Below are 22908 nucleotides of genomic sequence, written 5' to 3' on the forward strand. Positions count from 1 at the left end.
ATTATTCTTCAGAATAATATTCGTTTTTAACACTTATTTAAAGTTTTCTTCTATTTTATTTAAAATAAATTTGTTTTATATTCTATAAAGTCTATAAATTTGATAGACTTTAAAATTGATAAAAAATGAACAAGAAACTTGACTCGCTCAAAAAGATATTTTTACTTTCTACATTATTCGGTGGTACATTTTTATTTGCTCAAACAAAAGTTACAGGAACAGTAGAAGATGTAAATGGACCAATTGATTTAGCAACAGTTAATGTAAAAGGTACGAATATAACAACGACTACAGATGAAAACGGATTGTATCAGTTAACTCTTGAGCCAGGAAAGTACGAAATAATTGTTTCAAAAATTGGAGAACCTTCACAAACACAAACTGTTAATGTGATTGATGAAAATGAAGTTTCTTTAGATTTCTTTTTACAACCAATTAATTCAGAAACGGATTTAAGTGAGGTTGTTTTAATTGGTTCTCGTAGCGTTGGACGAACACAATTAGATTCTTCAACACCAATAGATGTTATCGATATCAAAGATGTAACAAAAGATGTAGGACAAGTTTCTTTGAATCAAATCTTAAATTATGTTGCGCCTTCATTTAGTTCGAATACACAAGTTATTTCAGATGGAACAGATCATATTGATCCTGCTTCTTTAAGAGGTTTAGGTCCTGATCAAGTTTTAGTTTTGATTAATGGAAAACGTCGTCATACAACATCATTGGTAAATATCAATGGATCGTTTGGTAAAGGATCTGTAGGAACAGATTTGAATGCCATTCCAACTTCGGCAATCAAAAGAATAGAAATTCTTCGCGATGGTGCAGCTGCACAATACGGATCTGATGCAATTGCAGGTGTTATAAATATTGTTTTAGAAGATTCTACAGATAAATTGCGCGCATCTATTTCGTATGGAGGAAATCTTTCTAGAAATGCAAAAGATAATTTTGATGGAGAAACATTTCAAGCAAATGTAAATTATGGTGTAAAAGTTGGTGAAAAAGGAGGATTTGTAAATGTTGCAGGTTCTTATGATAAACGCGAACCATTCAATCGTCAAAAAGAATTTACAGGAACAATTTTCTCTGATTATAATCGCCCTGATTTATATCCAAATCCAACAGGAAAAGATATTACAGAAGAAGAATTAGCTCGTCGTGGAGAAACGCGTTCAGATTATGTATCTCGTATCGGACAATCGAAAAATGAAGGAGGAGCAATTTTTATTAATTCACTTTTTCCAGTTTCAGATAAAACAGAAATTTATGCTTTTGGAGGATTAAATTATCGTTTAGGAGAATCAGCAGCTTTTCGTCGTCAGCCAGCTCAATTGCATCAAACAGTTGCATCAATTTATCCGAATGGATATTTGCCATTAATCCAAACAAACAATTACGATCGTTCTTTATCAGCAGGAATTCGTAGTGAAATTAATGGATGGAAAGTTGATTTTTCGAATACTTATGGAAATAATACAATCGATTTTGGAGTTAAAAATACAGTAAATGCATCAATGAAAGATTCTTCTCCAACTTCTTTTGAAGCGGGCGGATATCGTTTTACTCAAAATACGACAAATTTAGATTTTACACGATTTTTTGATGATGCTTTAGCAGGAATTAATGTTGCTTTTGGAGCAGAATTCCGTTACGAAGATTATCAAATCGTAGGTGGTGAAGAAGCTTCTTATGCAAATTATGGTAAAGCTCGTCAGATTGGAGTAGATGGAAATGGAAAACCAATCTATGTACAAGATTTTAATGGAAACATAAATACTTTATTTGCTGCAAACGGAACAGCTTTAGGAGGAGGAGCACAAGCTTTTCCTGGTTTTTTACCAGCAAATGAAGTGAATGCAAGTCGTCATTCAGTAGCAGCATATTTAGATACAGAATTCAATTTTACAAAAGACTTTTTAGTAGCTGCTGCTGTACGATATGAAGATTATTCAGATTTTGGTTCAACATTAAATGGAAAGATTTCAACACGATATAAATTAGGAAACTATGTGCTAAGAGCAGCAGCAAGTACAGGTTTCAGAGCGCCATCTTTGCATCAATTATATTTTAGTGCAACATCAAGTGTTTTTCAAGAAGGAGTTATTTCAAATTCAGGAACATTTACAAATGATAGCCGAGCTGCAAAATTGTTAGGAATTCCACAATTAAACGAAGAAAAATCAAAAAGTGTTTCGGCTGGTGTTACAGCAAATTGGGGAAAATTTAAATTAAGCGTTGACGGATATTTCATTAGAATTGACGATCGAATAATTTATACAGGAGCATTCACAGGAAGCAATTCGCCAACAGCTTCTGCTCAAGATAAAGAAATTTATGAATTATTACAACAAGCAAATGCAACTTCTGCACGTTTCTTTGCCAATGCAATTGATACAGAAACAAAAGGTTTAGATGTTGTTTTAACTTATCAAGATCGATTAGGAAGAGGAAAATTACGTGGAGATTTATCTGCAACATTTAGTAAAACAAGTGCGGTTGGAGGTGTTCATGCTTCAGATTTGTTGAAAGGAAAAGAATCAACTTATTTTGATCGTTCAAGCCGTATATATTTAGAATCTGCCGTTCCTCGTACAAAAATTAATTTATCTTTCAATTATTCACTTGATAAATGGAATGTTTATTTGAGAAATGTATATTTCGGACAAGTTGATGCGGCAACAAATACAATTGCCGATGCACAAACATTTAGCGCAAAAGTTGTAACTGATTTAAGTTTGGGTTATGCTTTCAATAAAAATATTTCATTAACAATTGGTGCAAATAATTTATTTGACATCTATCCAGATCAAACCAAAATTGGAGGAAATAGAGGAGCTGGATATTTTGTATATTCACGTACTGGACAACAATTTGGAACAGGAGGAAGATTTGCTTTCGCTCGTTTATCATTGAATTTATAATCGAAATAATATATAATTTTTTTACCAAATCTTTATCGCTTTTGATAGAGGTTTGGTAATTTTGTTTTAAATCATATTTTATGAAAAAAATATCATTCGTAATATTATCATTCTTCGCAATTATTAATTTAAGTGCTCAAGAATCATATAAAAATGGAGTTGTTGTAACAGCTCATCCCGAAGCTTCAAAAGTTGGAGTTGAAATTTTACAAAAAGGAGGGAATGCAATTGATGCTTCAATCGCCGTTCAGTTTGCTTTGGCTGTTGTTTATCCAAATGCAGGAAATATTGGTGGCGGTGGATTTTTAGTTTATCGCGATGCAAAAGGAAAAATAGATGCATTGGATTATCGTGAAAAAGCACCTTTGAAAGCATCCGAAGATATGTATTGGGATAAAGACGGAAATGCAATAAAAGAGCTTAGTTTATACGGACAATTTTCGGCTGGAGTTCCAGGAACTGTAGATGGAATGGTGAAAGCACATGAAAAATACGGAAAATTGAATTGGAAAGAATTAGTGCAACCTGCAATTAATTTAGCTCAAAAAGGATTCAAAATTACAAAAAGACAAGCAACTGAATTAACAAATAAACACAATGATTTTGTTAAATACAATTCGAAAACAAATGCTTTAACTTCTAAAGCTACTTGGAATGAAGGTGATTTATTAGTTCAAAAAGATTTAGCAAAAACATTAAAATTAATTCAGAAAAAAGGTCGAGCAGGTTTTTATGAAGGAAAAACTGCTGATTTGATTGTGAATGAAATGAAACGTGGAAATGGAATTATTTCATATAAAGATTTGAAAGATTATCAATCTGTTTGGAGAACTCCAGTTTCAGGAAATTATAAAGGTTATAAAGTTATTTCGATGCCACCGCCTTCAAGTGGAGGAATTGCATTGATTTCATTGTTTCAATCAATCGAAGATTATCCAATTAACAAATGGGGATTTCAGTCAGATTCTACAATTCAAGTAATGGTTGAAGCAGAACGTCGTGTTTATGCTGATCGTGCTGAACATTTAGGTGATCCAGATTTTATAAAAGTTCCGCAAAAACAATTGTTGGATAAAAATTATAATGTTAATCGAATGAAAGATTTTTCGTTTGATAAAGCAACTTTGAGTTCTGCAATAAAACCAGGAGAAGTTATAGGAAAAGAATCAATGGAAACTACGCATTATGTAATTGTTGATAAAGATGGAAATGCTGCTTCTGTTACAACAACGCTTAATAATTCGTACGGATCTTTGGTTGTTGTAGATGGAGCAGGATTTTTGTTGAATGATCAAATGGATGATTTTTCGGTAAAACCAGGAACGCCAAATTTATATGGATTAGTTGGAGGAAAAGCAAATGCAATACAACCTTCGAAAAGAATGTTAAGTTCGATGACACCTTCTATTTTAGAGAAAGATGGAAAATTGTTTATGGTTGTTGGAACTCCAGGAGGTTCTACGATTATTACATCAGTTTTTCAGGCAATTTTGAATGTAGTTGATTTCGGAATGACAATGCAAGAAGCTGTTGCTGCACCAAGATTTCATCATCAATGGTTACCAGATCAAATCGATTACGAACCAACTGCTATTTCTGAAAACGTTCGAGAATCTTTAAAGAAAAAAGGTTATGTTTTGAAAGAACGCAAACCTTATGGTAAAGTAGAAGGAATATTGGTTAACAAAGACGGAACATATCAAGCAGGAGCAGATCCAAGAGGAGATGACAAAGCTGTGGGATATTAATAATAAAAAAGGCTATTCATATTTTGAATAGCCTTTTATTTTTAAGATAAAACGTCTTTAATTTCTGTGTTTTTATCAAACTGAGCTTTCGCAAATGGACACAAAGGAATAACTTTTATGTTTTCTTTTCGAACCCAATCAACCAAGCTTAATAATGCTTTTTTGCCAACACCTTGTCCGCCATATGCTTCATCAACTTCTGTATGATCAATAATTATTTTATCATTACTAGCCCAAACATATGTCATTTCTCCAGCTTTTTTATCGCCATCTAAAACGATAAAAGCACCATTTTTTTTATCATCTATTTGTTTAATTTCCATCAGTTTTTATTTTTTATGAAAATGATTAATCTTCTAAAGTACCAAATTTTCCGTTATTAAAATCTTCAAAAGCTTGACGGATTTCTTCTTGTGTATTCATTACAAAAGGTCCGTAAGATGCGATTGGTTCATTAAGAGGTTCTCCGCTCAAAATTAATACCACGCTTTTTTCAGTTGCTTCTATTGTAAAATCTTCTCCTTCGTTTTCGAACAATAATAAATGATCTGTCGGAACTATTTCTTGCTCATTCACTTTTATTTCGCCTTCGATAACTAATAAAAATGTGTTATAATTCGCAGGAAAACTAAAATTAGCTTTTCCGCCTTCATTCAATTTAGCATTCAACATATGAATTGGTGAAAACGTAGAAGCTGCACCTTTTGTTTGATTATATTCACCAGCAATAACTTCTACAAAACCATTTTCTACTTCAACAATCGGAATAGAATTATGCTCAATAGCTTGATATTTTGGCGAACTCATTTTATCTTTCGAAGGTAGATTTACCCACAATTGAACCATTTGAAATATTCCGCCTTTTTTATAAAATTCTTCAGCATGATATTCTTTGTGTAAAACTCCCGAAGCAGCCGTCATCCATTGTACATCACCTTGATGAATTGTTCCTCCTCCTCCAGAACTATCTTGATGAGAAACGCTTCCTTCGTAAGAAATTGTTACAGTTTCGAAACCACGATGAGGATGAACACCAACACCTTTTGGTTTATCAGTTGGAGGAAAATTAAATTTAGAACTATAATCCAACATTATAAATGGATCCATTCTTTTCATATCTAAATGATAACCACTTGGAATAAAATTGTGAACTCGAAATCCATCTCCTACAAAATGAGGTTCTCTTGGTGCAATTATAACTTCTATATTTTTTGTATTCATAATAATTTTTTCTTTTGTTATACAAATTTACGAAGCTAAATACTTGATTATATTGATGTAAGTTAAGAAGTGATTGAGAGTTAATGAGAAGAAGTTTACTAAATAAAGACTAAAAGCATCTCAATTGAGATGCTTTTAGTCTTTTAATATTTAAAGTTGATATTTACAATAAATCTTCATCAACTAGATTAGGCAATGTAACCTTTAACAAAGGTTCGTTTTCCATTGCGCGTTTTATTGCAAAAATAGCTTCTTCGTTTCTTGCCCAAGAGCGACGAGCGATTCCGTTATTTACATCCCAATGCAACATTGATTTTAATCGTTGTTCAGCATCAAAAGAACCATCTAATAACATTCCGAATCCACCGTTAATAACTTCTCCCCAACCAACGCCACCGCCGTTGTGAATAGAAACCCAAGTTGCTCCACGGAAACTATCTCCAATAACATTATGAATTGCCATATCAGCTGTAAATTTTGAACCATCATAAATGTTAGATGTTTCTCTGAAAGGAGAATCTGTTCCTGAAACATCATGATGATCGCGTCCTAAAACAACTGGTCCGATTTCTCCTTTCGCAATTGCTTCATTAAAAGCTTTCGCAATTTTCATTCTTCCTTCTGCATCAGCATATAAAATACGAGCTTGCGAACCAACAACTAATTTGTTTTCTTGTGCACCTTTTATCCACGTAATATTATCTTGCATTTGTTGCTGAATTTCTTTTGGGGAATGTTGCATGATTTCCTCTAAAACTTGACAAGCAATTTCATCTGTTCTTTGTAAATCTTCTGGTTTTCCAGATGTACAAACCCAACGGAAAGGTCCGAATCCGAAATCGAAACACATTGGTCCCATAATATCTTGAACATATGAAGGATATTTGAAATCAATATTATTATCAGCCATTACATCAGCGCCAGCACGAGAAGCTTCTAATAAAAAAGCATTTCCATAATCGAAGAAATAAGTTCCTTTTTTGGTATGCTTGTTCACAGATTCTGCATGACGACGTAATGATTCTTGTACTTTTTCTTTGAATAATTCTGGATTATTTGCCATCATTTCATTGGCTTCTTCAAATGATAAACCAACAGGATAATAACCACCAGCCCAAGGATTATGCAATGATGTTTGATCTGAACCTAAATCGATGTATAGATTTTCTTGGTCAAATTTTTCCCAAACATCTACTACATTTCCATCATAAGCGATTGAAACAACTTCTTTATTTTCTTTGGCTTTACGAACACGATCAACCAATTCATCTAAATCTGTAATGACTTCATCTACCCAGCCTTGTTCGTGTCTTTTGTAAGTTGCAGCAGGATTTACTTCAGCTGTAACAGAAACAACTCCTGCTATATTTCCAGCTTTTGGCTGTGCTCCAGACATTCCACCAAGTCCGGCAGTTACAAATAGTTTTCCAGCAGTACCTTCGTTATCAATTTTACGACAACCATTCAAAACTGTAATTGTTGTTCCATGAACAATTCCTTGAGGACCAATGTACATATAACTTCCTGCAGTCATTTGTCCATATTGAGAAACGCCTAAAGCGTTCATCTTTTCCCAATCATCTGGTTTCGAATAATTAGGAATCACCATTCCATTTGTAACAACAACGCGCGGAGCATTTTTGTGCGAAGGAAATAATCCCATTGGATGCCCAGAATACATTACCAAGGTTTGTTCGTCTGTCATTTCAGACAGATATTTCATCGTTAATAGATATTGTGCCCAGTTTTGAAAAACAGCACCATTTCCACCATATGTAATTAATTCTTCTGGATGCTGAGCAACAGCATGATCTAGATTATTCTGAATCATTAATTGAATAGCTTTTGCTTGTTCAGAATTTCCTGGATAATCTGTAATTGGACGTGCGAAAATTTTGTAATCAGGCATCAATCGATACATGTAAATTCTTCCGTAATCTTCTAATTCTTGTTTAAATTCAGGAATTAATTCTGCATGATCTTTTGGATCGAAATAACGTAAAGCATTTTTTAATGCTAATTTTTTTTCGTCTTCTGATAATATTTCTTTACGCTTTGGCGCGTGACTTATATTAGGATCTCTGTCTTTTTTTTGAGGTAAAACAGAAGGGATTCCTTGTTTTATTTGTTCTTGAAAAGTCATTTTTTGTGTTTTTTATAAAAATATAAATTCTGAATGATTTAAAATTAAACTTTTGTCTTTTTTAAATCTTTATCGATCAAAAATAATAGGATAAAACCTATGAAATAACATAATAAATCGATCCATGAAAATGATGTTCCGATGATTATTCGAGCAGCTTTATTATGTCCTAAACCAATCAGCTCTACAAAATTGAAATATTGAAGAATTTCTACAATAAAAGAAAATATTAATGTGAAAATAGCAATGTAAATGGCTTTTGTGTTGATAAATGCTTTGATGAAATAATACATAAAAATAACAACTAAAATATCTCCCACGAAAGGGCGAATGATTTTGTCTTTGATGTATAAAGCAATGATAACTTCTATCAAGAAAATTATAATTGCAATGATGAATGATTTTTTATCGAATTTGAACATTTATATTTTATAGGTTTTAGAGATTTGAATACAAAAGAAATTAAAAACTTAGAATTAATTTCTTGAAATCATCAGTTTGTAATAAATCGATAATATTGTTAATATCATCTCCAATTAAACGATCGTCTTCTAATTTTGGACAAACAGAACGAACTTTCGTAAAAACTTCTTCCAAGAAAGGACTTGTTTTACGTGGTCTTCTAAATTCTAATCCTTGACAAGCATACATTAACTCGATTGCTAAAATACGTTCTACATTATCTAAGACTTGATTGAATTTTCGTCCAGAAATACTTCCCATAGAAACATGATCTTCTTGTCCTAAAGAAGTTGGAATACTATCTGCAGAAGCAGGGAAACATAATGTTTTGTTTTCTGTACAAAGTGCAGCTGAAGTATATTGAGGAATCATGTAACCAGAATTTAAACCAGAACTTTCAGTTAATAATTTAGGCAAACCATATTTTCCTTCGATTAATAAATATTGACGACGATCAGAAATATTTCCTAATTCTGAAGCCGCAATTGTTGCATAATCCAAAACCATTGCTAATGGTTGTCCATGGAAGTTTCCTCCTGAAATAGCTTCTTCGTCCGAAACAACGATTGGATTATCTGTAACAGAATTTAATTCAATTTCAGCCAATTCTTGTAAATGAAAAAATGCATTTCGAGATGCACCATGAACTTGTGGCATACAACGTAACGAATAAGGATCTTGTACACGACCACATTCTGCATGAGAAAAAGCGATTTCAGAACCTTTTAATAAATTTCGCATGCGTTCAGCAACTAATAATGTTCCTTTGAATGGACGAACTTTATGCAATTCTTCTTCGAATGGACGAGGAGAACCTTCGTAAGCTTCCAAAGATAAAGCTCCTGCAACGTCAGCTAAATTCAATAGATATTCGAATTTTTCTAATCCATTTAAAGCATGAGATAAAATGAATTGTGTTCCATTTATTAATCCTAATCCTTCTTTTGCTGAAAGTTGTAAAGGTTGCAAATTGTGTTTTGCTAGAGCTTCTTTAGTCGAAATAATTGTATCGCCATCCCAAACTTTTCCTTCTCCAATTAAAGGTAAAAATAAGTGGGATAAAGGAGCTAAATCTCCCGAAGCACCTACAGAACCTTTTTCTGGAACAACAGGAATAATATCTTTTTCAACCATTAATAAAATTCGTTCTACTACATCTAGCGTTACACCCGAATATCCTTTTGATAAAGCATGTGCTTTTGCGATTAGCATAGTTTTAGAAATTTCCTTTTTGATAGGATTTCCAACACCAACAGCGTGACTTATTAACAAATTATGTTGAAGTTGACGTGTTTCTTCTTCAGATATTTTTGTATCGCAAAGAGGTCCAAAACCAGTATTAATTCCATAAACAGTTTGTCCAGAAGCAACAATTTTAGCAACATTTTGTTGCGATTTTAAAATTTGTTGTTTACTTGCTTCGCTAAGTTCAATTTCAATTTTTCCTTCTTTGATTCCTTTGTAATCCTCAAAGGAAAGAAAATCGATACCGTAAGTTTTTTTCATCATTTTTTTAATTTGTGATACATCAAAGATAACCTTTTCATTGATTTGATAAAAGATAGTAATCATTTCAATTGTAATAATTGATATTTGATAAGGTTTTATAACACTATCTTTTATAAATTTGCTAAAATTTTTATGTAATGTGTGATAAACATCTTCATGACGAAATGGGGGACGACCATATGTCAGCAAACTTAGAAACGCCTTTGAGAGCTGATGCATTTGAGTTGTCTGCTGAAGAAAAAGTGGAAAAGATAGAAGCGGATTTCCGTAACATCATGGAAACTTTAGGCTTAGATTTAACAGATGATAGTTTGAAAGGAACGCCAAAACGTGTTGCGAAAATGTTCGTAAAAGAAATTTTTGGTGGTTTATTGCCAGAGCGTAAGCCTGGAATGTCAACTTTTGAAAATAAATACAACTACAATCAAATGTTGGTTGAAAAGGATATCGTAGTTTATTCGACTTGCGAACATCACTTTTTACCAATTGTTGGACGTGCACATGTTGGTTATATCTCGAAAGGGAAAGTAATCGGATTGTCTAAAATGAATCGTATTGTAGAATATTATGCAAAACGTCCGCAAGTACAAGAGCGTTTGACAATGCAAATTGTAAAAGCAATGCAAGAAGCATTAGGTACAGACGATGTTGCATGTATTATTGATGCGAAACATTTATGTGTAAATTCGCGCGGAATCAAAGATATCGAATCAAGTACAGTTACAGCTGAATTTGGAGGAGCTTTTAAAGAAAGTGAGCAATTAAGAAAAGAGTTTATTTCGTATATCGGAATGAAAACTCCTTTCAATGTTTAAATTATAAATCCTATAAAATGGTAAAAGAAAATCAATTAAAATTACATAATTCCTTAACGGGACAAAAAGACATATTCGTACCAATTAATCAAGATAATGTTGGAATGTATGTTTGTGGACCTACCGTTTATAGTAATGTGCATTTAGGAAATGTACGTACATTTATGTCTTTTGATATGATTTATCGTTACCTAAAATTTTTGGGTTACAAAGTTCGTTACGTTCGTAATATTACTGATGCGGGACATTTAACAGATGACGGAAATGTAGAAAATGATCGTTTTGTAAAACAATCTAAATTAGAAAAACTAGAACCAATGGAAATTGTACAAAAGTACACGGTTGATTTTCATAAAGTTTTAGAGAAATTTAATTTACTACCTCCGACAATCGAGCCTACAGCAACAGGACATATTTTAGAACAAATTGCTTTAGCAGAAAAATTAATCGATCTAGGATTTGCTTATGAAGTAAATGGATCAGTTTATTTTGATGTGGAAGCATACAACAAAAAAGGACTTGATTATGGAGAATTGAGCAACCGTAATATCGAAGAATTAATCAATAATACAAGAGATTTAGACGGACAAGGCGAGAAGAAAAATCCTGTAGATTTTGCACTTTGGAAAAACGCTTCACCTGCTCACATTATGCGTTGGGCTTCACCTTGGGGCGATGGTTTCCCAGGATGGCATTTAGAATGTACAGTGATGAGTACAAAATATCTTGGTGATTATTTCGATATTCATGGAGGAGGAATGGATCTTAAATTTCCTCATCACGAATGTGAAATTGCGCAAGCAAAAGGTTCTAATGGACACGAACCAGTAAAATATTGGATGCATGCAAATATGTTAACTATGAATGGTCAGCGTATGAGCAAATCGACAGGAAATTATATTTTGCCAATGCAATTAGTAACTGGCGAGAATGATTTCTTCGAAAAACCATTTCATCCAGCTGTTGTGCGTTTTTGTTTCTTACAAGCGCATTATCGTAGTGTTTTAGATATTTCGAATGATGCAATGTTAGCTTCTGAAAAAGGGTATAATCGTTTGGTCGAAGCATTAAAAACATTAGAAACAATCACTCCAAAGAAAACTTCTACTGTTAATATTGATGAATTAGAAGCAAAATTATACAGCGCAATGGATGATGATTTCAATACACCAATATTGATTGCACATTTATTTGATGCTGTGAAAATGATTAATTCAATCAAAGATAGCTTCGAAAATATTACAGCTGAAGATTTAGAACGCCTAAAAGCTATTATGAATGGTTTTGTTCACGATGTTTTAGGTTTGGATACAGAAGCAGTAAATGAAAGTTCCGACAAATTAGATGGTGTTGTAAAAATGCTAATCGAAATGCGTAAACAAGCGCGTGTTGATAAAAATTGGGCATTATCTGATCAAATTCGTGATCAATTAAGCGAATTAGGTATCCAATTGAAAGACGGAACTGATGGAACAACTTTCACGTTTTAAGAAAAGATTATAAAATATTTACCCACTTAGAAATAAGTGGGTTTTTTGTATCTCTTAATTTTAGATTACTTTTGTAAGGATTTATTCAACAGGATGAAAAAAACAATCATTGGTTTATTTTTATTAGGAGCTGTAATAGCACAAGCTCAGGAAGATTCGGTAAAAATTTTAAAACCATTAAAAGGATCATCAGCAAATGATTCGGTTACATATTTTAAAACCAAAATAAGCGATTATAAATTTTGGACAAATGGCAGAAAGCCAGAAGTATTGGATACAACATTGAGTATCAAAAACTATTACAACCAAAATTTTATTAGACGCGATGCTTTCGGAAAATTATTTTTCCCGAATGTTGGTGGAGTAGTGGTCGATTTAGAATATCAAAATTCGCCATTCAATCCGTCGATGTTGCCAACTGGTAAAAAATACAATTATTATTACGCCAATGATATCAAATACTATGATGTCAAAACGCCATATACAGAGTTTATTTACGAGAATGGAGTAAAAGAAGGGAACTTTTTATCTTCTACATTTTCGCATAACATTAATAAGCAATTCAATTATACGTTTCATTACCGTGGATTAATTTCTGAAGGTCGTTATAAGAACGAAAAAGCTCAGAATAATACATTTGTTTTTTCATCAAATTATAAAAACAAAACAGAACGTTTTAAATTATGGTGGAATTATGCAGCGCAAAATTTTAAAAATAACGAAAACGGAGGAATAAAAGATATCAACGATTTTATTTTTCAAGATGATCGTAGAATGACGAATGTTCGTAATATTCCAGTTAATTCTATAAGCGCAAAATCCGAATTTGATGCTCGAAGAGTTGAGGTAAATGCTTCGTATGGAATCTTAAAAAAGATGAATGTTAAAGATTCAACTTTTTATAATCCTATTGAATTGAAAAATAAATTCTCTTACGAAAAACAAAAATATCGATACGAAGATTCTAATCCAAATGGAACATTATATTCTACGCCAATTGTTGCAGGATTGTCTTATAAAAACAAAAAAAGTTTTACCGATTTATCAAATACAACAACGGCTGGTTTTCAGTGGACAGATCGTGTAAAAATAGAAGCAGGGATAAAAATGCAAAGTTTAAGGGTTTTTTCTGATCAACCTTTAAATTATCCTATAATGAATCCAAATTATGAGAATCTAGTGATCAAAAATATTTACAATCCTAAAGAAATAAAAGAAAATCTTTTTGGAGTTGTTGGAAAAGTAGATTTTGATTGGAATGAAAAACTGAAACTTTACGGTAATGTAGAGTTTCTGCAATCTGATAATTATAATAGTGTTTATAATGTAGATGCTGTTTTAGATATTACACCAATAGAAGGATATACATTGAGTGCGGGAGGAGTTATTCAGTCAAAAATTCCGTCGTTGAATGCTATTTATAATCAAAGTTTCTTTGTGAATTTTAATTATGCGAATAAATTTGAAACCGAAAATGTTCAAAATATTTTTGCAAAATTAAAGCTCGACAAAGTCAATACAACTTTAGAAGCTTCGATTTATAATCTTGATAACAAAGTTTATTTAGATTCTGATTTAACTTATAAACAATTGGCAGATAATATCAATTATTTTAAGATAAAAGGAGAAAATCATCTACGTTTCGGAAAAATAAATTTGGTTTCGACTGCACAATATCAGAAAGTTACGAAAAACGAAGAAATTATGCCTTTGCCAGATTTCTTAATTCGTGAAACATTATATTGGCAAGGCGAATTATTTAATAAAAATGCACAATTGCAAGCTGGTATTAATGCAACTTATTTTACTAAATACAATGGTTTGCGTTATATCCCAATTCTGAATGAATTTGCATTGCAAGATCCTACAAAAGTACAAGAGATTGGAGGTTATCCGGTTTTGGATCTTTTTATTAACTTCAAGGTTCGTAATATGCGTTTTTACATTCGAGGCGAGCATTTTAATGCATCGTTTACAAAACAACCTGATTATTTTGCTGCACCAAATGTTCCGTACCGAGATTTCAAATTTCAACTTGGTTTGAAATGGAATATTTTTAGTTAAAAAATTACAAATTATATAGAAAAACGACTTCATGATGAGGTCGTTTTTTCTGTCTAAAATCATTTGTGTAGAATTATTCTAAATAGTTATTTTTAGAAAAAATTTATACATGAAAAAATTACTATTTCTATTTTGTTTAATTTTCGCACAAATAGGTTTTTCTCAAGAGAAATTATCAATTGGTGAAATACAAAAAATCAATTCAAAAATATTAGGATCAGAACGAGAAATTTTGATCAATCTTCCAGAATCTTATCATAATTCTAAACTTCAAAAAGTAAATTATCCTGTGATTTATTTGTTAGATGCCGAATCAAATTTTACGTTTTTAACAGGAGTTATTAATAAGTTTGAATCGGGATTTTATCCAGAAATGCCAGAATCGATAATTGTTGGAATAACGAATAAAAATGGAGATAGAGCAAAGGATTTTACTCATGTAAATGATGTTAATTTCCTAAATTTTATTGAAAAAGAATTATTTCCATTTGTACAAAAAAATTACCGAGTAAATGATTTTAGATTGTTAATTGGACATTCTTTAGGTGGATATTTTGCATTGAAAACGTTGTATAATCATCCGAAAATTTTTAATGGATATGTTGCTCATGATCCAAGTATTTGGTTTAATGATAAAGAATTGTTGAATGTATATCAAAATTTGGAAAATCATAATTTTGAGAATCGTTTTTTGATGATTACTCAAGTTGGAGAAAGTCAAAATACAGATCATTTACGCGATCATTATCAAAGTATCAAAAAAGTAGATGAACGTTTGAAATCTTCAAAGAATAAATCGTTGAATTATTATTACAAACAATATGCAGATGAAGAACATGGTTCAGTTCCAATGATTGGATCTATTGATTATTTGCGTTGGCAATTTGATGGATATCGCGTGAATATTAAAGCTATTCCGAATCAACCGAATTTAGTGAAAGATTCTTTTGAAGCGATTTCAAAAAAGTTGAATTATCCATTTCAACCAACAGAAACATACATTAACAATGTAGCAAATTATCTTGTAAAACAAAAGAAATACGAATTGGCAAAGCAGTTTTATGAACAAAATGCTAAAAATTTTCCAGAAAGTTTGCAAGCAAAAGAAGAATTGAAAAAAATATTAGAATCAAATAAAAATTAGTAATTTGATAAAAATATTTCGATGAAAAAAATCTTCTTTTTTACAACTCTTTTTACAACAATTTCTTTTGCGCAAGAATTACAAATCGATCAAGCAAAAAAAATATTTGAATTACCGACTCATTGCATCAAAATTGAGTATCCAAATAAGTTGGGAAATGTTTTGGGAAGTGAACAAGATCTGAAAACACCAAAACAATTTCGACCAATTTTTTATGGCTGTTTCGATTGGCATTCTTCTGTACATGGATTTTGGTCGATTGTAAAATTGATGAAAGATTTTCCTGAATTGGATCAGAATAATGTTGTTAGAAATGAATTAAATCAATTAATTACAACAGAGAATGTTGCGGTTGAAATGGCTTTTTTCAATGATAAAAATAACAAAAGTTTTGAGCGTACTTATGGTTGGGCTTGGTTGTTACAATTGCAAATGGAATTGAACAATTGGCAAGATAAAGATGCGCAAGTTTGGGCTAAAAATTTACAACCTTTAAGTGATTTGATTATTGTTCGTTATAAAGAATATTTGCCAAAATTAGTTTATCCAATAAGAACAGGAACGCATGATAATACAGCTTTTGGATTGAGCTTGGCAATAGATTATGCACGTTCTGTGAATGATAAATTGTTCGAAAAAATAATTATAGACAATGCAAATCGTTTATATGAAAAGGACGAAAAATGTAACATTGCTTTCGAGCCAAGTGGATCTGATTTTTTGTCGGCTTGTTTGGAAGAGGCTTTATTAATGTCGAAAATTCAGCCGAATAATGAATATAAAAAATGGTTAAAATCATTTTTGCCTCAATTATTTGATAAGAAACATGAGTTGAAACCAGGAATTGTTTCAGATAGAACTGATGGACATTTGGTGCATTTGGATGGATTAAATTTTAGTCGTGCTACAGCTTTATATCAGATTTCTGCAAAATTACCAGAATTAAGTTATTTGAAAGATTGGGCGAATCATCATTTTAATTACTCGTTTAATAATATTTCTAATGACGATTATATGGGAAGTCATTGGTTGGGAACTTTTGCGCTTTATGCTTTGAAAACGAAGCACGAAACAGAAAATTAGCTAATAATAGGGATTTTGTTCGGGTAGAATTGCTTTTAAATTTGTTTCTAATAAAAACCAATAAGAAACTTAAAAGTTAATTCTATGAAAAAATATTTTTATATCATCGTCGGTGTTTTAGGAGTTATGGCATTTGGATTTAGTCAATATCAAAAAAATCAATTGGAAGATCAATTGGCTAAAACTGGAAAATGTGTAGAAGGAGTTGTAGTAGAAACAAGTGGAACATTTAAGCGTCCAAAAGCGACAATACAATATCCTGTGAATGAAGAAGTTTATGAAGTTACATTACGATCGAGAGCAGATGTGGATGAAATTGTATTAATGAAATATGATACACTGAATCCAGAAGAAGTGCTGCTTGTGAATAGTTGTAACTAATTTATAGTCCTAAGTTTAAATAAAAAATCCACCAAGAAATTGGTGGATTTTTATATGATGTAAAGAAACTATTTTACTTCTAAATTCGAAATAAATTCTTTTTCTATTTCTTCAAATGTTTGAGTTAAATCAGTAAGATTATCTTGAGTTACTAATTTTGTTCGAAATGGTTTGAAATTAGGAACACCTTTGAAATAATTGGTATAATGCATGCGTGTTTCCAAAATTCCGGTACGTTCACCTTTCCATTCAACGGCCCATTTTAAATGGTTTTTGGCAGCTTCCATTCTTTCTAAGATTGTTGGCTCAGGCAATAATTCTCCAGTTTCACGATAATGCTTTATTTGTTCAAAAATCCATGGATAACCAATTGCAGCACGACCAATCATTACGCCATCTACGCCATATTTTTCTTTATATTCAACTGCTTTTTGTGGCGAATCAATATCTCCATTTCCAAAAATAGGAATTTCGATGTTAGGATTAGCTTTTACTTTGGCAATCGGTTCCCAATTAGCTTGTCCTTTGTACATTTGTGTACGCGTTCTACCGTGAATAGACAATGCTTTGATTCCGGTTTCTTGTAAACGTTCTGCCACTTCGTAAATATTAATTGAGTCAGAATCCCAACCCAAACGTGTTTTTACTGTAACAGGCAAATGTGTACTTTCAACAACTGATTTTGTTAAACGTACCATTAAATCTATATCTTTTAATACTCCAGCTCCAGCGCCTTTACAAACAACTTTTTTTACAGGACATCCAAAGTTAATATCAACAATATCAGGTTGAACTGTTTCGACAATTTTGGCTGACATGGCCATTGCTTCTTCATCTCCACCAAAAATTTGAATACCAATTGGGCGTTCGTAATCAAAAATATCTAATTTTTGACGACTTTTTATTGCATCACGAATCAATCCTTCAGAAGAAATAAACTCTGTATACATCAAGTCTGCACCATGCATTTTGCATAAACGACGAAATGGAGGATCACTCACATCTTCCATTGGTGCAAGCAATAAAGGGAAGTCTGGTAATTCTATGTTTCCTATCTTTACCACGAAATAATTTTTTGCAAAATTACATAAAACTTATGAAAGAAAAAGGAAAGTCAGAAAGTGTAAATCAATATTTACAGTTTTCTGCCATGGGAATACAGATGGCAGTTACGATAGCTTTATTTGCTTGGTTAGGAACTTTTTTGGATAAAAAATTAGAAACAGATAAACCATTATGGACGGCTGGCTTATCTTTGCTAGGTGTTTTTGCAAGTTTATATTTGATGTTGAAGCAATTACCAAAAAAATAATTTTAATGATTAAGAAATTTCTTCTTTTAGCAATAACTTTTATCGCCATACTTGTACTTTTTTGTGCAATTCATTATGGAATTGTAGCACATTATCATTTTAGCGAAAATCCGCTAATTGTGCCAAAAATTTATTTAATAATAGGTTTACTTACATTGATGATTTTACAAGTAGGCTTTTTTGTGAAGATAAAGTTCCCTGAGTACGTTGGTTTTGCCTTTATGGGCGGGATGATTGCGAAGATGGCAGTTGTTTTAGCTTTGGTTGTTGTTAATCAAGAAATTAAATCAAATGTTGTGCAATTAATTATAAGCTATTTTGTAATTTTGTTTGCCGAAGTTTTAGTGTTTATTCGCTTAATTAATTTAAAGTTAAAAAAAGTTTAATGATTTTTAGCATTTGACTTTGGTAAGTGGTTAATTTACTATAATTTTGCACGCAATTTAGAAACAAAGGAATTATACATGAAATTTTCAGCGTTATTAGCGTTTTTGTTACTTTTCAATTTCGGATTCGCCTCTACAGCGGTTCCGCATGAGAATCTTCCAAAAACATTTGAGGAGTTAATCAAAAGTGAGCAAACAAAGAGTCAAGAGGAAGCTGCTAAAGTGAAATCTGGCGAATCTACATTTAACCCAGTTCCAGTTATTATGCATCATATTGCTGATGCTCACGATTGGCATTTATGGGGAGAAGGTGAAAAAAGTGTTACAATTCCATTACCTGTTATTTTATGGGACGACAATGGGTTGAATGTTTTTATGTCTTCTAAATTTCACCACAATGAAGCAATTGTTGAAAGTAACGGTAACTACTACATTAACTTTCACGAAAAAATCTACAAAACAGATGCACAAGGAGCAATAACTCCACATGTTGATGAAAAAGGTGCTCTTCATTTAGAAAATGCAAAACCATTCGATTTTTCTATTACGAAAAACGTAGCATCAATGTTATTATCTTTCGTGATTTTGATCTTAGTTTTCTCTGCTGTTGCATCAAACTACAAAAAAGGAAATATGGTACCTAAAGGTATCGCAGGATTCATTGAGCCAATTATTATTTTTGTTCGTGACGAAGTAGCGATTCCAAATATTGGGGAGAAAAAATATGCGAAATATATGCCTTATTTATTAACGTTATTTTTCTTTATCTGGATAAACAATTTATTAGGATTGTTACCAGGTGCAGCGAACGTTACAGGTAATATCGCCGTTACATTTGTATTAGCATTAATCGCTTTAATTGTAATTAATTTCTCAGGGAACAAAGGTTACTGGGGACATATGTTATGGATGCCAGGTGTTCCGGTTCCAGTAAAGTTAATCTTAGCTCCAATTGAGTTAGTTGGTATTATTACGAAACCATTTGCCTTAATGATTCGTTTATTTGCGAACATTACAGCAGGACATATCATCATCATGTCGTTAATTTCATTAATTTTCATCTTCCAAACAGAAGCAATGTCTGCAGGATCTATTCCGTTAGCATTATTTATCTACTGTTTAGAGTTGTTAGTAGCGGCTTTACAAGCTTTCGTATTCACAATGTTAGTTTCATTATTTATTGGAACAGCAGTAGCAGAACACGATAGCCATTAAAAATAGAAAATAAACAAGAAATAATTTTTTAATAATTAAATACAATTATCATGACAGGAAGTATTGCAGCAATCGGAGCTGGTTTAGCAGTTTTAGGAGTTGGTTTAGGTATCGGTAAAATCGGTGGATCAGCTATGGAAGGAATCGCAAGACAACCAGAAGCGGCTTCAAAAATTCAAACAGCTATGATTATCGCAGCAGCCTTAATCGAGGGTGCAGGTTTATTCGGTATCGTAGTTGCGTTATTAGGTAACGGATAATATTTGAATTAAAAATTAGCTTCAATAACGGTTGGTTGTTGAAGCTAATTCATTAAAAAATTAATTAGTAAAAAATAAAATTTAATACATACACACAATGGATTTAATTACACCTTCAGTTGGTCTTATTTTTTGGACTGCGGTCGTATTTATCATCTTATTAGTATTGTTAAGATCATTAGCTTGGAAACCAATTTTATCTGCAGTTAAAGAAAGAGAACAATCTATCGAAGATGCATTAAACGCAGCTAAAAAAGCAAAAGAAGAGATGGCTTTATTAAACGCTCAAAACGAGAAAATCATGAAAGAAGCTCGTGCTGAACGTGATGCAATCTTGAAAGAAGCGCGTGAAATGAAAGAAAATATCATCAACGAAGCAAAAAATTCTGCAACTGTAGAAGCAAACAAATTAATTGAAAATGCTAAAACAGCTATCCAAAATGAAAAAGCATCAGCTATGGCTGATATCAAAAATCAAGTAGGACAGTTGTCAATAGAAATTGCTGAAAAAATCTTAACTAAAGAATTGACAGATAAATCTGCTCAAGAAGCTTTAGTGAATGATGTTATTGATCAAGTTAAATTCAATTAATCATGGCAGGATTCAGAGCAGCACATAGATATGCTAAAGGTTTGATGGAATTTGCAAATGAAGCAAACCAAACAGACTTAGTATATGCTGAAATGAATGATGTTCGCAAAGTCATTAAAGAGAATGATGATTTAAGAATCTTCTTAAATTCTCCAGTGATTGACGCGAAGAAAAAAGAAGTTGCTTTGAACGAGATTTTCAAATCTTTATCAAGAACTACTCTAACATTCATTTCATTAGTCGTAAGACATGGTAGAGAGAATATCTTGTCTAAAATTGCAGATCAGTTTATTTCATTATACGATCAAGCAAATAATATTGTAACAGCAGAAATTACTTCGGCAGTACAATTAGATCAAAATACAATTGATAATATTATAGCAAAAGCAAAACAAACTTTAGCTACAAATAGTCAAGTAAAAGTAGAAAACAAAGTTGATGCTTCTTTAATTGGAGGTTTCGTATTAAAAATCGGAAACAATCAAGTAGACTCATCTATCAAAACAAAGTTAGCTACATTAAAAAAAGATTTTTCGAAAAACGAATACATTCCTAAATTTTAAATATTTCAGAAATGCCAGAAATAAATCCAGCTGAAGTTTCAGCTATTTTAAAACAACAACTTACAAGCTTTGATTCAGCAGTTGAATTAGCAGAAGTAGGAACCGTTCTAACTGTTGGGGATGGTATTGCTCGTGTTTACGGGTTAGACAATGCTCAATACGGAGAATTAGTAGAATTCTCAAACGGGTTAGAAGGAATGGTACAAAACCTTGAAGAAGATAACGTAGGTATTGTACTTTTCGGACCTTCAAAAGGTATTAAAGAAGGTGACACAGTAAAACGTACGAACAAAATTGCTTCTATCAATGTTGGTGAAGGAATGTTAGGACGTGTTGTTGATATGTTAGGAAATCCTATCGATGGTAAAGGACCTATCGAAGGACAATTATATGAAATGCCTATCGAGCGTAAAGCTCCTGGAGTTATCTACCGTCAACCAGTAAACGAACCATTACAAACAGGAATCGTTTCTATTGACTCGATGATTCCGATTGGACGTGGACAACGTGAGTTAATCATTGGTGACCGTCAAACAGGTAAAACTTCTGTTGCTTTAGATGCAATCTTAAATCAAAAAGAATTTTACGATAGAGGTGAAACAGTTTTCTGTATCTATGTTGCAGTAGGACAAAAAGGTTCTACAGTTGCTGGAATTATGAAAACATTACAAGACCACGGTGCAGACAAATATACAGTAGTCGTTGCTGCGAATGCATCTGATCCTGCTCCAATGCAAGTATATGCTCCAATGGCAGGTGCTGCAATCGGAGAATTCTTCCGTGACTCTGGTCGCCCAGCATTAATTGTTTATGATGATTTATCTAAACAAGCTGTTGCATACCGTGAGGTGTCTTTATTATTACGTCGCCCACCAGGACGTGAAGCATACCCTGGAGACGTTTTCTACTTACACTCTCGTTTATTAGAGCGTGCTGCAAAAGTAATCAAAGATGATGCAATTGCATCTCAAATGAACGATTTACCAGAATCTATGAAAGGTATCGTAAAAGGTGGTGGTTCTTTAACTGCATTACCTATTATCGAAACTCAAGCTGGTGACGTTTCTGCATATATCCCAACTAACGTAATTTCGATTACAGATGGACAAATCTTCTTAGAGTCAGATTTATTCAACTCAGGAGTTCGTCCAGCGATTAACGTAGGTATCTCTGTATCTCGTGTTGGTGGTTCTGCACAAACAAAACCAATGAAAAAAGTATCTGGTACATTAAAATTAGACCAAGCACAATACCGTGAGTTAGAAGCTTTCGCTAAATTTGGTTCTGATTTAGATGCAGCTACAATGAGTGTAATTGGAAAAGGAGAACGTAACGTAGAGTTATTAAAACAAGGTGTAAACTCTCCAATTCCAGTAGAAGAACAAGTAGCAGTTATTTATGCGGGTACTAACGGTATGTTGAAAGACGTTCCTGTTAATAAAGTGAAAGAGTGGCAAGCAGATTTTATTGAGTTAATGCGCAATAAATATGCAGAAACTTTAACATCTATCCGTTTAGGTAAATGGACTGATGAAATTATGGATGTATTGAAGAAAGTTATTACAGAAACGACTTCTAAGTACTAAGAAATAT

21 protein-coding genes are annotated in these 22908 nt (G+C 32.3%); 15 read left to right on the forward strand and 6 right to left on the reverse strand.

All coding sequences use genetic code 11. The features are described 5' to 3' along the window. Positions 1-125: 125 nt before the first annotated feature. Positions 126-2927: a TonB-dependent receptor gene (locus tag ACMHJW_RS07795; protein ID WP_413532845.1), complete on the forward strand. Its 2802-nt coding sequence runs from the start codon at positions 126-128 to the stop codon at positions 2925-2927. Between the two features lie 80 nt (positions 2928-3007). After that, complete coding sequence (gene ggt / locus ACMHJW_RS07800) at positions 3008-4675, forward strand: gamma-glutamyltransferase (RefSeq protein WP_413532846.1); 1668 nt, start codon at positions 3008-3010, stop codon at positions 4673-4675. Between the two features lie 41 nt (positions 4676-4716). Here the strand turns inward: ggt and ACMHJW_RS07805 are convergent, their stop codons facing one another. The 5 genes from ACMHJW_RS07805 to hutH all read right to left on the reverse strand — a co-directional run bounded on the left by ACMHJW_RS07805 (position 4717) and on the right by hutH (position 10007). Further along, the gene (locus ACMHJW_RS07805) at positions 4717-4998 is read right to left on the reverse strand and encodes a GNAT family N-acetyltransferase (RefSeq protein ID WP_413532847.1); all 282 of its coding nucleotides are present in this window, start codon (positions 4996-4998) and stop codon (positions 4717-4719) included. A 25-nt stretch (positions 4999-5023) separates the two neighbouring features. Further along, positions 5024-5896 carry a pirin family protein gene (locus ACMHJW_RS07810; RefSeq protein ID WP_413532848.1) on the reverse strand — a complete coding sequence of 291 codons (873 nt, stop codon included), beginning with the start codon at positions 5894-5896 and terminating at the stop codon, positions 5024-5026. A gap of 163 nt (positions 5897-6059) precedes the next feature. Beyond that, entirely contained in the window at positions 6060-8039 is a 1980-nt protein-coding gene (locus tag ACMHJW_RS07815; protein WP_413532849.1) for a urocanate hydratase, read from the reverse strand. Between the two features lie 44 nt (positions 8040-8083). Further along, complete coding sequence (locus ACMHJW_RS07820; protein WP_413532850.1) at positions 8084-8461, reverse strand: DUF2809 domain-containing protein; 378 nt, start codon at positions 8459-8461, stop codon at positions 8084-8086. A 40-nt stretch (positions 8462-8501) separates the two neighbouring features. Then, a complete protein-coding gene (gene hutH, locus ACMHJW_RS07825; RefSeq protein ID WP_413532851.1) occupies positions 8502-10007 on the reverse strand; it encodes a histidine ammonia-lyase in 1506 nt (501 codons plus the stop codon). A gap of 140 nt (positions 10008-10147) precedes the next feature. On the opposite strand from hutH, the gene folE reads away from it, so the two are divergent. The 6 genes from folE (at position 10148) to ACMHJW_RS07855 (ending at position 16987) form a co-directional block, all read left to right on the forward strand. Further along, entirely contained in the window at positions 10148-10825 is a 678-nt protein-coding gene (folE, locus tag ACMHJW_RS07830; protein ID WP_219033828.1) for a GTP cyclohydrolase I FolE, read from the forward strand. A 17-nt stretch (positions 10826-10842) separates the two neighbouring features. After that, positions 10843-12315 (forward strand): cysteine--tRNA ligase, encoded by a 1473-nt coding sequence (cysS, locus tag ACMHJW_RS07835; protein ID WP_413532852.1) that lies wholly within the window; start codon positions 10843-10845, stop codon positions 12313-12315. Between the two features lie 93 nt (positions 12316-12408). Further along, on the forward strand, positions 12409-14379 hold the full coding sequence (locus ACMHJW_RS07840; RefSeq protein WP_413532853.1) for a putative porin: 1971 nt from the start codon (positions 12409-12411) through the stop codon (positions 14377-14379). Between the two features lie 109 nt (positions 14380-14488). Continuing rightward, positions 14489-15523: an alpha/beta hydrolase gene (locus tag ACMHJW_RS07845; protein ID WP_413532854.1), complete on the forward strand. Its 1035-nt coding sequence runs from the start codon at positions 14489-14491 to the stop codon at positions 15521-15523. Positions 15524-15544: 21 nt separating this feature from the next. Further along, the gene (locus ACMHJW_RS07850) at positions 15545-16606 is read left to right on the forward strand and encodes a DUF2891 domain-containing protein (protein WP_413532855.1); all 1062 of its coding nucleotides are present in this window, start codon (positions 15545-15547) and stop codon (positions 16604-16606) included. A gap of 84 nt (positions 16607-16690) precedes the next feature. After that, a complete protein-coding gene (locus tag ACMHJW_RS07855) occupies positions 16691-16987 on the forward strand; it encodes a hypothetical protein (RefSeq protein ID WP_413532856.1) in 297 nt (98 codons plus the stop codon). A 68-nt stretch (positions 16988-17055) separates the two neighbouring features. Here ACMHJW_RS07855 and dusB read toward each other — a convergent pair whose 3' ends face one another. After that, a complete protein-coding gene (dusB, locus tag ACMHJW_RS07860; RefSeq protein WP_413532857.1) occupies positions 17056-18051 on the reverse strand; it encodes a tRNA dihydrouridine synthase DusB in 996 nt (331 codons plus the stop codon). An 11-nt stretch (positions 18052-18062) separates the two neighbouring features. Between dusB and ACMHJW_RS07865 the strand changes: the two genes are divergently transcribed. The 7 genes from ACMHJW_RS07865 to atpA all read left to right on the forward strand — a co-directional run bounded on the left by ACMHJW_RS07865 (position 18063) and on the right by atpA (position 22901). Continuing rightward, a complete protein-coding gene (locus tag ACMHJW_RS07865; protein WP_413532858.1) occupies positions 18063-18299 on the forward strand; it encodes an AtpZ/AtpI family protein in 237 nt (78 codons plus the stop codon). A gap of 5 nt (positions 18300-18304) precedes the next feature. Then, positions 18305-18685, forward strand: a complete 381-nt coding sequence (locus ACMHJW_RS07870; RefSeq protein ID WP_413532859.1) for a hypothetical protein — start codon at positions 18305-18307, stop codon at positions 18683-18685. 78 nt (positions 18686-18763) lie between these two features. Further along, positions 18764-19900 (forward strand): F0F1 ATP synthase subunit A, encoded by a 1137-nt coding sequence (gene atpB, locus ACMHJW_RS07875; RefSeq protein WP_413532860.1) that lies wholly within the window; start codon positions 18764-18766, stop codon positions 19898-19900. Between the two features lie 50 nt (positions 19901-19950). Next, positions 19951-20160, forward strand: coding sequence for an ATP synthase F0 subunit C (gene atpE, locus ACMHJW_RS07880; protein WP_013598300.1), 210 nt, complete (start codon positions 19951-19953; stop codon positions 20158-20160). Between the two features lie 97 nt (positions 20161-20257). After that, positions 20258-20752, forward strand: a complete 495-nt coding sequence (locus tag ACMHJW_RS07885; protein ID WP_413532861.1) for a F0F1 ATP synthase subunit B — start codon at positions 20258-20260, stop codon at positions 20750-20752. A gap of 2 nt (positions 20753-20754) precedes the next feature. Next, entirely contained in the window at positions 20755-21315 is a 561-nt protein-coding gene (gene atpH / locus ACMHJW_RS07890; RefSeq protein WP_413532862.1) for an ATP synthase F1 subunit delta, read from the forward strand. An 11-nt stretch (positions 21316-21326) separates the two neighbouring features. Next, the gene (atpA, locus tag ACMHJW_RS07895; protein WP_413532863.1) at positions 21327-22901 is read left to right on the forward strand and encodes a F0F1 ATP synthase subunit alpha; all 1575 of its coding nucleotides are present in this window, start codon (positions 21327-21329) and stop codon (positions 22899-22901) included. Positions 22902-22908 lie beyond the last annotated feature (7 nt).

It is taken from the genome of Empedobacter brevis, assembly GCF_965118635.1.
Lineage (GTDB): Bacteria > Bacteroidota > Bacteroidia > Flavobacteriales > Weeksellaceae > Empedobacter > Empedobacter brevis_A.

Bases quoted from the DNA above. Each gene is read 5' to 3' on its own strand.
- ACMHJW_RS07795 (WP_413532845.1), top strand. From the start codon at position 126: ATGAACAAGAAACTTGACTCGCTCAAAAAGATATTTTTACTTTCTACA.
- ggt (WP_413532846.1), top strand. From the start codon at position 3,008: ATGAAAAAAATATCATTCGTAATATTATCATTCTTCGCAATTATTAAT.
- ACMHJW_RS07805 (WP_413532847.1), bottom strand. From the start codon at position 4,998: ATGGAAATTAAACAAATAGATGATAAAAAAAATGGTGCTTTTATCGTT.
- ACMHJW_RS07810 (WP_413532848.1), bottom strand. From the start codon at position 5,896: ATGAATACAAAAAATATAGAAGTTATAATTGCACCAAGAGAACCTCAT.
- ACMHJW_RS07815 (WP_413532849.1), bottom strand. From the start codon at position 8,039: ATGACTTTTCAAGAACAAATAAAACAAGGAATCCCTTCTGTTTTACCT.
- ACMHJW_RS07820 (WP_413532850.1), bottom strand. From the start codon at position 8,461: ATGTTCAAATTCGATAAAAAATCATTCATCATTGCAATTATAATTTTC.
- hutH (WP_413532851.1), bottom strand. From the start codon at position 10,007: ATGAAAAAAACTTACGGTATCGATTTTCTTTCCTTTGAGGATTACAAA.
- folE (WP_219033828.1), top strand. From the start codon at position 10,148: ATGTGTGATAAACATCTTCATGACGAAATGGGGGACGACCATATGTCA.
- cysS (WP_413532852.1), top strand. From the start codon at position 10,843: ATGGTAAAAGAAAATCAATTAAAATTACATAATTCCTTAACGGGACAA.
- ACMHJW_RS07840 (WP_413532853.1), top strand. From the start codon at position 12,409: ATGAAAAAAACAATCATTGGTTTATTTTTATTAGGAGCTGTAATAGCA.
- ACMHJW_RS07845 (WP_413532854.1), top strand. From the start codon at position 14,489: ATGAAAAAATTACTATTTCTATTTTGTTTAATTTTCGCACAAATAGGT.
- ACMHJW_RS07850 (WP_413532855.1), top strand. From the start codon at position 15,545: ATGAAAAAAATCTTCTTTTTTACAACTCTTTTTACAACAATTTCTTTT.
- ACMHJW_RS07855 (WP_413532856.1), top strand. From the start codon at position 16,691: ATGAAAAAATATTTTTATATCATCGTCGGTGTTTTAGGAGTTATGGCA.
- ACMHJW_RS07870 (WP_413532859.1), top strand. From the start codon at position 18,305: ATGATTAAGAAATTTCTTCTTTTAGCAATAACTTTTATCGCCATACTT.
- atpB (WP_413532860.1), top strand. From the start codon at position 18,764: ATGAAATTTTCAGCGTTATTAGCGTTTTTGTTACTTTTCAATTTCGGA.
- atpE (WP_013598300.1), top strand. From the start codon at position 19,951: ATGACAGGAAGTATTGCAGCAATCGGAGCTGGTTTAGCAGTTTTAGGA.
- ACMHJW_RS07885 (WP_413532861.1), top strand. From the start codon at position 20,258: ATGGATTTAATTACACCTTCAGTTGGTCTTATTTTTTGGACTGCGGTC.
- atpH (WP_413532862.1), top strand. From the start codon at position 20,755: ATGGCAGGATTCAGAGCAGCACATAGATATGCTAAAGGTTTGATGGAA.
- atpA (WP_413532863.1), top strand. From the start codon at position 21,327: ATGCCAGAAATAAATCCAGCTGAAGTTTCAGCTATTTTAAAACAACAA.